The 12290-nt window shown below is 65.7% G+C and carries 9 protein-coding genes and 1 pseudogene; 1 reads left to right on the forward strand and 9 read right to left on the reverse strand.

Translation table 11 applies throughout. The features are described 5' to 3' along the window. Positions 1-165 precede the first annotated feature (165 nt). Positions 166-1128, forward strand: a pseudogene (gene mmuM, locus ACHMXB_RS00950) (homocysteine S-methyltransferase); the annotation flags it as partial. A gap of 151 nt (positions 1129-1279) precedes the next feature. On the opposite strand, the gene ACHMXB_RS00955 reads toward mmuM, so the two are convergent. The 9 genes from ACHMXB_RS00955 to ACHMXB_RS00995 form a co-directional block, all read right to left on the reverse strand. Then, entirely contained in the window at positions 1280-2686 is a 1407-nt protein-coding gene (locus ACHMXB_RS00955) for a glycoside hydrolase family 32 protein (protein ID WP_395401963.1), read from the reverse strand. Positions 2687-2711: 25 nt separating this feature from the next. Then, positions 2712-4076, reverse strand: a complete 1365-nt coding sequence (locus tag ACHMXB_RS00960) for a glycoside hydrolase family 172 protein (RefSeq protein WP_395401965.1) — start codon at positions 4074-4076, stop codon at positions 2712-2714. Positions 4077-4103: 27 nt separating this feature from the next. Further along, positions 4104-4991 (reverse strand): carbohydrate ABC transporter permease, encoded by an 888-nt coding sequence (locus tag ACHMXB_RS00965; protein WP_395401967.1) that lies wholly within the window; start codon positions 4989-4991, stop codon positions 4104-4106. Further along, entirely contained in the window at positions 4984-5940 is a 957-nt protein-coding gene (locus ACHMXB_RS00970; RefSeq protein WP_395401969.1) for a carbohydrate ABC transporter permease, read from the reverse strand. Before ACHMXB_RS00970 ends, ACHMXB_RS00965 begins: the two co-directional genes overlap by 8 nt. After that, complete coding sequence (locus ACHMXB_RS00975; protein WP_395401971.1) at positions 5937-7241, reverse strand: ABC transporter substrate-binding protein; 1305 nt, start codon at positions 7239-7241, stop codon at positions 5937-5939. The genes ACHMXB_RS00970 and ACHMXB_RS00975 overlap by 4 nt, the downstream gene beginning before the upstream one ends. Positions 7242-7334: 93 nt before the next feature. Continuing rightward, positions 7335-8330 carry a LacI family DNA-binding transcriptional regulator gene (locus ACHMXB_RS00980; RefSeq protein WP_395401973.1) on the reverse strand — a complete coding sequence of 332 codons (996 nt, stop codon included), beginning with the start codon at positions 8328-8330 and terminating at the stop codon, positions 7335-7337. A gap of 183 nt (positions 8331-8513) precedes the next feature. Continuing rightward, entirely contained in the window at positions 8514-9518 is a 1005-nt protein-coding gene (locus tag ACHMXB_RS00985) for a LacI family DNA-binding transcriptional regulator (RefSeq protein WP_395401975.1), read from the reverse strand. 55 nt (positions 9519-9573) lie between these two features. Then, positions 9574-10677, reverse strand: a complete 1104-nt coding sequence (locus ACHMXB_RS00990; RefSeq protein WP_395401977.1) for a hypothetical protein — start codon at positions 10675-10677, stop codon at positions 9574-9576. A gap of 134 nt (positions 10678-10811) precedes the next feature. Next, the gene (locus ACHMXB_RS00995; protein ID WP_395401979.1) at positions 10812-12062 is read right to left on the reverse strand and encodes a S8 family serine peptidase; all 1251 of its coding nucleotides are present in this window, start codon (positions 12060-12062) and stop codon (positions 10812-10814) included. Positions 12063-12290: the final 228 nt, after the last annotated feature.

The raw sequence follows: 12290 nt of genomic DNA on the forward strand, positions 1-12290 counted from the left end.
GATCGGTTAGCAGCGGCGGTGTCTGATTGCCATGGTGACACGGTGTGGTGATCATTACAAGCATTGAAAAATGCTTATTATGAACATAAGCGCGGGGTAATGCGCTCACCGCAGCGCCTCATGCCGAGCCGGCAAAGACGAACCGAACCGCTTGGAGCCCAGAGAATGCCCAGTAACACCACGCTCTCCCGCATCCTCGATGCCGGAGCAAACCTGACCTTGGATGGCGCACTTGCCACCGAGCTTGAAGCGCACGGCTGCAACCTGGACGACCCCTTGTGGTCGGCTAAACTCCTCCTGGAGCAGCCGCTGCTCATCAAGCGCGTGCACCGCGATTACTTCCGCGCCGGTGCCACAGTCGCCACCACGGCGAGCTATCAGGCAACACCTCTGGGATTTGCGCGGCGCGGCATCGGTGAGGCAGAGGCCTTGGAGTTGGTGGCCCTGAGTGTTCGCCTGGCCGACGAGGCGCGCCGCGAGTACCTGGCCGAAAACGCTGGCGCGGGCTCCCTGTTAGTTGCAGGATCGGTGGGCCCCTACGGCGCCTACCTGGCTGATGGATCCGAATACCGGGGGGACTACGTCCTCAGCCGAAGCGAGTTTTTGGAGTTCCATCGGCCGCGAATCGCAGCCCTGGTGGAGGCCGGAGCGGACGTGCTTGCGTGCGAGACGCTGCCCTCCCTGCCGGAAGCGGAGGCCCTCTTGGCGCTCATGGAAGAGTTCGACGTCGAAAGCTGGCTGTCCTTCACGCTACGGGACGGCGGGCACATCAGCGACGGTACTCCATTGGAGCAAGTGGCAAAGCTCAGCGGGGCGCAGCCGCTAGTTGTGGCCATTGGCGTGAACTGTGTGCCGCTGGAGATGGTCTCCCCAGCCCTCGGCGCTCTGGGCCAAGCCACGGACACGCCCCTGATCGCGTATCCAAATTCCGGCGAAAGCTATGATGCCGTCACCAAAACATGGGGGCCGGCGTCGGCCGTTGCGGAAGCGGGCAGTCCACAGGCCGCAAGCCTTGCCGAAGGAGCCGTGATGTGGCGTGAACTTGGTGCCCGGCTCGTTGGCGGGTGCTGCCGGACCACCCCGAAGGATATTGCTGCTGTTGCCAGGTTGATGGGAAATCCGCAGCCGCCCACCCCCAACTCCAACAGTCGGTGGCCTTGCACGCTCCACCCATTCCTGAAGCGGGATGCGCGTTTCCTGGGAGGGCTTTCCGCTGCGGCCGCAGTTTCTGCACACGAATCGCGGCCGCAGGGGAAGCCGAACCTGCCCGACGGCGGTGTTAGCCGAGGATGTACGGCAGCGAGGTGGCAGCCAGATACAGATCCTTCTCGTCGGCCTCCTCGTTTGCCGCCGCTCTGCTCACCGGCCTGGTCAGCGTGCTGAGTAGGGGCGTGCCGGCGGTGCCGCCCACGGTCAGCGTCACCGGGGCGTTCAGGATGGGCAGCGGCACTGCCATGATCCCTTGCCGGCCGGAGAGTTCCAGCACGCCGGCGTCGATAATCAGGCGCAACTCGGACTCCTTATCCGCAGGGAGGAACGATTCGGCGAAGTCGGCGTTCCCGTCGACCGTCACCCGGATGCCCTCGCCGTCGTAACTGACGGTGGCCAGGATCGCGGCCTCGGAACCGGACAAGCCTCCTTCGGCACCCGACAGACGGATGACCGTCCCGGCGGTGAGGGTGCAGAGCAGGTCCGCGCCGCCGTCGAGCACGGTCTCGAAAACCCCGGGAGGCATCTCCTCCAGCCGGCCCGGCTGCGAGTAGTTGGCAAGGTCCGCGTGCGGCGTGGCCACCAGGACGTCGCCGTCGAGGGTCAGGGTGTGCGGGATGCTGAGCGCACTGGCCCATTTCCCGCCGGGGTCCAGCACGCCGCGGACCCAGAAGATTAGCGACGGTGCACCGTCCTTGTCCCGGAAGAAGGACGGTGCGTAGTAGCTCTTGCCAAAGCTGAGCTGGCCCCACGACCGGGCGGTGAACTGTGCGCCGGAGTAGCTGCCCACGCCGTAGGCCACGTAGTGCAGCACGTCGTCCTCCCAGATGGAGGTGACCAGGACGTGTGAGCCGTCGATCTCGAACAGCTGCGGGCATTCCCACATCGTGCCGGTCCAGACGGGGTCCGTTTCGGTGCCGTTCCGCTGCGCGGCGATCCCGTCCAGGGTCCATTCGGCGAGGTCGGGCGAGCTGTAGGAAACCGCGGCGGCCGTCCCGCCCTCCAGTCCGGCGCCTACGAACATGCGCCACTGTTCGCCGTCGCGGAAAACGAACGGGTCACGGTAAGCCACCACGCCAAGGTCCGGTGCAGTCGTCAGCTTCGCGCCCTTGGTCCACGTGTTCCAGGAGGTGTCTTCAGGCGTGGCGGTGCGGACGGTGCCGATGCCGATCTCGGGTTCGGTGACCGACGTGTAGAACATGGTGGCAGCACCATCCTGGCCGGTGACGATGGAACCCGACCAGACGCCGTCGTCCCCTTCCCCGGGTGCCACCGCAACACCCTGCTCGGTCCAGGCGATCATGTCCGGGGAGGTGGCGTGGCCCCAGTGGCAGTTGGAAGCCCACGTGGTGCGGCCGGGAACGTACTGATAGAAGAGGTGGTACTGGCCGTCCCTCCAGGTCACGCCCAGCGGGTCGTTGATCCACCCTTCGGCGGCGGTGAAGTGGAGGGCGGGGCGGGGGTCCTGCGTGTTCATGCTGATCCTTCCGTGCTGTGGGTGGTCAGAGGGCCGGGACGCTGCTGGCGGCGAGGAACCGCTGCCGGATCTCGCGCGCCTGCTCGGCGTTGCCCTTCTCCCAGTCGTCGATTTCTGCCCGCCGTTCGTTCCGGACGGCGTCCCGCGCCTCGGTGAACCGCTGCATCCGCTCGGCGGCCGCGTCCCGGGCGGCCTGCTGGGTGGGCGTCAGTTCCGGCAGGGGACGTTCTTCCACTTGGTCGCGCGGCCGCAGCGGCAGGCGTTCCTCGACGGGGTCGATGTCCAGCGTCGGGGAGGGGAGGGTCTGGTACCAGTAGGCGGTGGAGGACCAGTCATCGGAGAGGTGGTTGGCGTGGCCGTGCTCGAAGGTGACCTTGATGCGCTTCTGGAACCTGATGGGGTCAGTCATGTGGAAGCGGTAGCTGTGGTGGAAGCCGGGGACGTTTTCCTCGTGGACCATGGTGCCGTTCATGAGGAAGGCGTTGTGCTGCATGCCCCAGGCGTGGCCGAAGTAGTCCTCCATGCCGGTGCCGTGGAGGCTGGGCGGCCAGGTGTCGTCGTCGATGAAGATCATGTCGTCTCCCTCACCCCACCAGGAGCCTTGGAAGTGACGGACGGCGAGGTTGCAGCCCACATAGTGGCCCTGGCCCTCCGTCTCCAGGACCACGTAGTTGTCCTCACCGGTGAGGTTGGGGATGGCCACCTCTATGCTGTTGGTCTGCAGGTCCGGCGCCCAGCCGGCGTTGGGCTTCTGCCGGCGCCAGTGGGCGTGGAAGTAGGCGGTGTCCTCGGGAAGGGGGTCGGTGTAGAGCTCGTAGTCGATGTAGAAGTACTGCAGGTACGGGATATCGTTCTGGTTTTCGACGACGATCCGGGCCCGGGAGTTGAACGGCATCTCGAAGTAGCTGTTGAACGCTGCACTGCCGCCGAAGGTGTTCAGTTCCCCTTCCTTGGCCGAGACCGAGAGCGGGAGGGAGTCGTAGGAGCCGGACAGGGAGTTCAGCAGTCCGAAGAAGTCGCCCAGGGGTGCGATGACGCTGGGGGTGTCCTGGCCATCCCAGTACATTTTGAGGACGATCTTGCGGTAGTAGTCCGGGTCCACCACTTCCCAGCTGACGCCGAGGGCGTTGTGGATTTCCAGCATGGGGACGCCCACCAGTTCTGGGGAGATCTGGCCGGGGCCCGGCTGGATCCGGCACGACTGGGTCATCCAGATGTGGGTGATGGCGCCTGGGCCTTCAATGTCGGCCAGGACCCGTTCCTCGCCGGGCATGATGATCCAGTTGTCGCGGTTGCGGCCGGTCTGGTCCCAGCTGGAGGCGCGGGCGGTGCGGGCGGTGGAGAGCTTGGTCAGGCTTGAGAGCAGACCGGAGCGCGGTGATGAAGCCAAGGTGGTGTCCCTTCGAAGAGTGGTTTTTTAGCCTTTGACGGCTGACTGGGTGAGGCTGGCGATGATCCACCGCTGGGCCACGAGGAAGACGATGAGTGCCGGGGCGATGGCGATGGTGGTTGCCGCCATCACCTGGGCCACGTTCCCGGCGCCGTAGGGGCCGAGCATCAGGACCAGGCCCAGCGGGAGGGTGGCGGTGTCGGTGCTGTTGAGGAAGATTGACGGGGCGAAGTAGGCATTCCAGCTGCCCAGGAACGTGATGACGCCGAGCGTGCTGACTGCGTTCTTGGCCAGGGGCAGCGCGATCAGGCGGTAGGTCTGCCACGCGGTGGCACCGTCCATGCGGGCGGCGTCGATGATTTCCTGCGGCAGCCCCAGGAAGAACTGCCGGAGCAGGAATACGCCCAGTGCCCCGGTGATGCCGGGCAGGATCAGGCTGAGCGGGTTGTCCAGGAGGCCGAACGTCCGCATCAGGAGGAACAGCGGAATGATGGTCACCTGTGCCGGCACCATCAGCGAGGACAGCAGTCCCACAAAGATCGAGTTGCGGCCGGGGAATTCCAGCTTGGCGAAGGCATATCCCGCCATGGGTGCCGTGATGATCATGCCGACGCTCACCGCGATGGCGATGACTGCGCTGTTGAACATGTTCCGGAGGATAGGCACCGGTCCCGTGACGGCCCCGGCATAGTTGGACCAGTCCCACTCCGTGGGCAGCCACTGCGGCGGCAGGTCGTACGCGTGGCTGGCGTCCCGGAGCGATGTGGTGAACATCCACAGGAAGGGGGCCACCATGCCGATGGCACCGAGGATCAGGAGAGCCACGGAAACGGACTTCCCGACGCCGGGCCGCCGTCGTACGGCTTTTCCGGCACCTTTGCCGGACGCAAGGATTGGGACGTTGAGATTACTCATTGTTCACCCATGACTTCCTGAGGCGGAACTGGACCATGGTCACCAGCATGATGATCAGGAACAGTGTCACCGCGATGGCTGAGGCATAGCCCATGTCGAACTTGTTGAAGGCCACCTCGGCGATGTACATGACCACGCTGCGGCTGGCATCGCCCGGGCCGCCCCTGGTCAGCACGATGATGGATTCGTAGATCTGGAACGCGCCGATGATGGTGATGGTGATGTTGAAGAACGTTGCCTGGCTGATCATCGGCAGGACGATCCGGCGGAAGACCTGCCATTCGTTGGCTCCGTCCATGCGGGCGGCCTCCACCATGTCCTTGGGGACTTCCTGCAGGGCTGCCACGTAGATCAGCATGGCGAACCCGACGTTCCGCCAGGTGTCCACGATGATCACGGAGACCTTGGAGAACTCGGAACTGTTGAGCCAGTCGATCCGTTCCCCGCCCAGGGCGGTGATGTAGTAGTTCAGGATGCCCGTGTCCTTCTGGAACAGTGCCTGCCAGATGATGGACACGTACACGAGGGCCACGAGGTAGGGAAAGAAGTAGGCGGAGCGGAACACGTAGGTCAGGGCCCGGGGGAGCCGTTGGTTGATCAGGACCGCGAACAGGAGCGCGAAGCCATTGATGAGGACGACGGCGGCCCCGACGTAGAGGACCGTGTTGCCGTAGGTGGTGGCCAGCCGTTCGTCCCGGAACATCCGGGCGTAGTTGTCGAGGCCCACGAACTTGGGTGCCGTCAGGATGTTGTACTTGGTGAGGCTGAGGTACAGGGCGGCGACCAGTGGTCCCAGGACGAAAACCAGGAACCCTATGACGGTGGGTGCCGTGAAGGCGTACCCGGTGAGGGCTTCTCGACGCCGGGCGCCGCTGAGGTGCCCGGGGCGCCTCCCGCGCCCCGAAGGGGGCGCAGGCAGCGGCGCGGTTTTGTGGGCGGTGACAGTCACTGCTTCAACGCCTCCTCAACATCCTTTTGGCCCTTCTCCAGCGAGGAGCCGATGTCCTGGCCGGACATGATCTCGTCCATGGCCCGCATGAACGCGGGGTCCAGCACGTTGTAGGCGCGGGGAGCAGCTACCGGCTTGGCGTAGGACAGGGAGTTATAGAACTCGTCCGCGTGCTTTGGGGAGGCAAGGAACTCCGGTGTTGAAGCGGCAGTCTTGGTGGACGGAACGGCGGCGCCGGCGTCGGCCCATTGCTTCTGCGTCTGCTGGTCGGTGAGCATCTTGATGAACTCCCAGGACAGCGCCGGGTTCTTGGATGTCTTGGAGATGGCGAACGCTCCTGCGCCGAACACCGTGGACTTGGTGGTTCCCTTCGGCCAGGGGAGGATGTCGTAGTCGGTGAAGCCAGCCTTCGCGAACCCGCCGGTGACGAAGTGGCCGGCGCCGGTCATGGCTGCCTTGCCCGCGGGGAACAACTGGTAGGGGTCCGCTCCCTTGGGCTGCGGCGACACCCCGTGCTCGGTGACCAGGTCGCGGACCCAGCCAAGTGTCTCCTTGACCTTCGGATCAGTGAGCTGTGCTGTTTGCAGGTCAGCGCTCATCATGGACGTGCCGTTGGAGTACAGCCACGGGGTGATGCCGAAAGAGTAGTACGGCATGGCGAACCCGTACACTTTGTTAGCGCCGGAGCCCGTGGTCAGCTTCTTGGCGATCGCCAGGAAGTCATCCCAGGTCCAGTCATCGCTGGGCCGTTCGATACCGGCCGCCTTGAACATTTTGGTGTTGTAGTAGATCACCATGGTGTTGAACGTGTTGGGCATCAGGTAGGTGGAACCGTCCTTCCTGAATCCCTCCAGCAGTTTCGGGTCGATGTCTTTCCGCAGGGACGCCGCCTCGGGGTCGTTCTTGAGGAAGCCGTCCAGGGAAGTGAATAGCTCGTTCGACATGCCGAGCTCCACACCTTCGGTGGCGATGTTGATGACGTCCGGCGCCTGCCCTGCTGCGGCCTGGGTGACGAGCTTGTTGACGTATTCGGTCCAGGTGGTGATGGGGGTGAAGTTGTTGTTCACCGTCACGTTGGGGTACTTCTCCTTGAAGCGCTTGGCGACGCCGTCGTACACGGCCTTGTCTCCCGGGTCGCCCCAGTTGGAGACGGAGATGGTGGCGGTGATGTCCTTTGCCGGGGCCGTGTATGGTCCGTCGGCTGCGGGCGCCGAGGAATCGGTGCTGCTTCCGCAGGCGGTGAGGGCCAACAGCGCGGCGGCGGCCGCCGCGGCGATGGACGTGCGGACTGTTTTTCTCATGTGATGCTCCTTTGCATGCGGCGCAGAGGCGCGCTGACGGGATGCGGTGGGGTGTGTGGATGTTATTGGGGGGGCAGGTACTGGGTAGAGCAGTTATTCGGTGGAGCGGCGGAACTCGATCTCGGATTCGAGCCGGAGGGTTCTGGTGGGAGCAGAAGGGCTCTCGAGGCGCCGCAGCAGCAAGCTGACGGCGCTCTCGCCGAGTTGGAATGCCGGTTGGCGCACGGTGGTGATCTGGGGCTGGAACAAGTCCGAGTAGGTGAAGCCGTCGAACGTGGCGAAGGCCATGTTCCCGGGCACCCGCAGCCCTTCGTGCTGGACGGCCCGCAGAGCCCCGGCCGCCAGAAGCGTGCTGCAGGCCAGGATCGCGGTCGGGCGCTTTGGCCCGGTCGCCAGCAGCGCGCGGACGCGGTCGAAAGTGGCGGCCGCGGTGACCGTGCCGTCGCACAGCAAGCCTTCCCGCGCTTTCAGGCCCAGCCGCTGCATGGCGGCCCGGAAGCCGTCATGGCGCTCGCGGAGTGAGGAGACGCGCAGATCGCCCGAGACGAGCATGATCCGCTCGTGGCCGCGGTCGGCGAGGTGTTCAACCAGGGCAGCCATGGCGGACCGGTTGTTCACCCCCACCTGGTCCACGTCCAGGTCCGCGAGCCGGTCCAGCAGGACCAGTGGCTTCTTCTCGCCGCGGATCCGCTCAAGCAGCCCGGCACTCGAGCCGGCGGCCCGGGCGATGATCAGGCCGTCGACCCGGCGGTCGAGGAGGGCTTCCACCGCAGCGCGTTCCCGGGCGGGATCTTCCGCCGAGTTCGCCAGCAGCAGGGACAGTCCGTGCTGTGCCGCGGCCTCCTCCACGCCATGCACCATGTCCGCGAAGGCCGGCTCCCCGGCGTCCGACACGACGAGGCCGATCGAGTCGGTCCTGGCGCGGCGCATGGAGCGCGCCAGTGCGTCCCGTCGGTAACCGGTCGCCTGCACGGCGTCCATGACCCGGGCCTTGGTCTCCGGTTCGACGTGCCGGGTTTCGTTAAGGACGTGCGAGACCGTCGACGTCGACACGCCTGCCAGGGATGCGACGTCGACGATGGTTGCCACGATTCCTCCTAGAAAAACGATTGCGCGAACGTTTCGATGGTAGGCGCAAACGTTTCGCTGTGCAATAGGTCACAAGAAGTTTCTTAAAGTCGGCTGGCCGCGGCCGCGGTGGGGAGCAGCAGTGACGTCCAGTTGTGGCCCCAGCTGCCGGGGCCTCAACTGTACGTTCGCGCTTGAGTGGTCTTAGGAGGTCGAACGCTCGCCTGTGGAGGACCGGTATTCGATCGTGGGCGCCAGCCGGACGATGGAGGGCTCGGCCGTCTTGTCAGCGATTCTCTTGGTCAGCAGCTCCGCGGCGGTGGCCCCCACCTCGAATGCGGGCTGCCGGACGGTGGTGAGCTGGGGTTCGAACAGCTCGGCGTAGGCGAAGCCGTCGAATGTGGCGAAGGCGATGTCCTCCGGCATACGTAGCCCGCGCTGCTGGATGTGCCGAAGTGCGGCCGCGGCCAGGACGGTGCTGCAGGCGATCAGTGCCGTGGGCCGCCTGGCGGCTGACAGCGCGGCGCGGATTCCGGCGTCGGTCTTTTCCGGCTCTGCGGTGGTGATGGCCATCTGCTTCTTGGCCGGGATCCCGGCGGCGGTCATGGCTTCGGCGAAGGCTTCGTGCCGTTCCCGGAGCGTGGAGACGCGGGTGTCGCCGGCGACCAGCAGGATCCGCTCATGTCCCTGCGATACGAGGTGCTTCACGAGCTCCTTGGTGGCCTCGCGGTTTTCCACCCCCACCTGGTCAAACGGGTCCTCGGACAGCCGGTCCATCAGCACCAGCGGGGTGTCCTGGTTGGCGAATTCCGCCAAGGCGTCAGGTCCTGAGCCGGCTGCACGGGCGAGAATGATGCCGTCAACCCTGCGCTCCAGCAGGGTCCGCACAGCACGGGCTTCACGTTGCGGATCTTCGGCGGAATTGGCCAGCAGCAGCGTGATGCCCTGGCTGGTGGCGGTTTCCTCCACGCCACGGATCATTTCGGCGAAAGCCGGTTCGCCGCCGTCGGAAACTATGAGCCCGATGCTGTCCGTCCGGGAGCGCCGCATGGCACGGGCGAGCGCGTCCTGGCGGTAGGACGTTTCCTCGATGGCTTTCAGTACGCGCTGCCGCGTCTCTTCGCCCACGTGTCGGGTGCCGTTCAGGACGTGGGAAACAGTGGAGATGGAGACGCCGGCAAGCTTGGCCACTTTTACCATCGTCGTCATCGTCGCCGCCCTCGGGGAATCGTCTATGCGAACGTTTCGCGTAGCATCCGCCAGTTTACAGAGGCTGTCCCGTCCGGGCTGTTCCACCGCCCTCGTATGTAGCGTCCGGCGCCGGACGCGCTCCCCAGGAGCTGAGGAGTGCGAGGCCGGCGGCTACCGCGGCGCTGAGCACCACCGCTCCCAGCCACAGCGAGACCGGCCAGCGGATCGCGTCCGTCACCGCGAACGCCACGAGCTGGCCCGTCCACAGCATCGCCGCGATTCCTGCCGCCACGGCCGGCAGTTGCCGGCCCAGCCACTCGTCCGGCACCCGGGTCAGCAGCAGGTCGACGACGACGGCGGCAACCGTCGCCCCGGCGGCTCCGGCGATCGAGTAGGGGCGCAGGCCGATCATCACCACGGGCAGCCAGGCCGCCGCCACCACAAGCAGGGTGACGATTCCGCGGGCGGGGCGCCGGGTGGCGGAGAGCGTGAAGAGGAAGGGCGCGACGATCAGCGCGGTGGTCAGCAGGTAGCTCAACAGGCTGATGATCACCGGCATCTCGGCCTGGATGCGGCCGGGCGTACCCACCGGCAGCGGGGTGAACACGGCCGTCGGCCCCGGCCGGACGAAGATGGACGCGTAGACGAGGAAGAACGCCCCCAGCCCGGTCATGAGTACGACGGCGAACATCGCCGCCGGGGTCGACGTCAGGTTCGCGCTGCGGCCAGCTGCGCTGTGGCCGGCTGCCCGGGCGCTCCGCACGGCGGTGCCCAGGATGAGGAAGAGGCTGAAGCCGAGCAGCAGGTGGGTGGGGCTGACCAGGGCATCCAGCGAGACCTCGATGCCGAGGAGCTCGTGCCACAGCAGGTCCAGGCCGCCGGCCACACCGAAGAGGACCACGCCCACCGCGGTCCCGCGGTAGCCCGGCGGAGCTGCCTGCAGCAGCGGCTGCCCGGGTGTCCGGTTTCGCGAGATCACGACGGCGGTCCACGCCGTCGTCGCCAGCATGCCGGAGTAGAGGGCCGCGTGCCATGGCGTGAAGAACGTCTCCAGGCTGGGCAGGTTAATGTGCGCCCAGCCGTCCAGAAATACGGCCAGCAGCAGCCATAGGCCCAGTAGCTCGGTGACCAGGTCGCGGCGGCTGTCGGTTCCGGTGTTGTGCGCAGTCTCGAGCATTGTTGCCCACCTCCAGGAGCCTCACCTGATATGGAACCTTCAGGTGAGGGGATGGTACTGCTGGGCTGATTGGCTCACAAGAGAAGGGCCGCGGCTGACCGGGTGGGCCGGCTGCCAGCTACGGACCGGCGCCGTTACGGGGCCTTGACGGCCGCTAAGGTGTCCACGCGGCCATGGGCCCAGTAGGTGCCGGCGCCAAAAACTTCCTTGTCGGCGCTGGATTCCACGTTTGCGCGCACTGATGTGTTTGTGGCGCCCGGGTGGGAGCTCCAGGCAAGCGCGGCGGTTGCGGCGACGATGGGTGCGGACATCGACGTCCCGTTGCCCACGTCGTAACCCCAAGAGCGCTTGTTCTGCGTCCCGATGACGGTTTTGTGGTTCGGGAACGTTGAGTACACATTGACTCCGGGCGCCGCCATGTCCACCCAGCTGGCACCGTAGGTTGAGAAGTCTGCTTTGACGTCCTTATTGTCGGTGGCGGCGACGGCGATGACGTTGGGGTAGGCAGCCGGGTAGATCTTGGTCTGGTTGCCGCCGTTGCCTGCTGCGGCAACCAGCACCACACCCTTGCTCCAGGCGTTGTTGACGGCGGTTTCCAGGGTCCGTGACGCCCGCACTCCGATGCTCATGTTGATCACCTTCGCGCCGTTGCTGACGGCCCAGTTGATGCCGTTTGCGAGGCCGGAGCTGGATCCCACCCCGCTGTCGTTGAGGACCTTGCCGGCCAGGATGGTGCATCCCGGGCAGACGCCGGCCACACCCTCGGTGTTGTGAACGGCGGCGACAATGCCGGCCACGTGGGTCCCGTGGCCATAATTGTCTTCATTGCTTGTTGTACCGCTGAAGTTGGCCCGCAGGACAACCTTCGGGGTGATGTCGGGGTTGTCGGTTGCCACCCCCGAATCGAGGACAGCCACCTTAATGCCGTTTCCGGTAGTGACGCTCCAGGCTTCGACTGCGTCCACATCGGCGTCGGGTTCGCCGGCGGGCACCTTTATGGTGCCGTCGGTGTTGGTAAACGACTGGCCGGTGTTCTGCAGGGCGTACTGGCGCGGGAAATACGTGTCGGCTGTCGTGGCAGTAACAAGCTCGTCCGGCTCCGCGTACTCGACCGCCGGGTTCCGGTTCAAGGCGTCGATGACCTGCGATTCCTTGCCCGCCGGCACTTTGATCAGGTGCGCGCCCGTGCTCCCGATGCCGGTGCCGTCGCTCAGGCCCTGCTGGCGCAGCAGGCCGGTTGCCGCGCCGTTGTCGCGGAACTTAACGATGATTTGCCCCGTGAACTGCGACGGCTCGGGGGCCGCGGCGTTGCTCGTGGCTGCCACGTTGATGGCACCGAACCCCATAACTGCCGCTGTGATGCCGGCGATCATCATTTTTTTCATGGGGTTATTTTGCGCCGGGCCGCACCGGCTGGATAGTCCTGTCCACTAATAAGACGACGGGCCGTTGGCCCGGCAAGCCAAAAGGCAGGGCGGCTGAGCCGCCCTGCCTTTTGGTGCGTACGGGTTCATTCCTGCGCCCGGCTTTCGGGCTTCCTGTTGCGATGGGGTGCAGGGCCGTTCCGTCCGCTTGCCGGATGTGTATCCGGCAGTCCTGCCCGTCAGTGGTCA

Source organism: Arthrobacter sp. UC242_113 (assembly GCF_044054585.1).
In the GTDB taxonomy this organism is placed as follows: Bacteria; Actinomycetota; Actinomycetes; order Actinomycetales; family Micrococcaceae; genus Arthrobacter.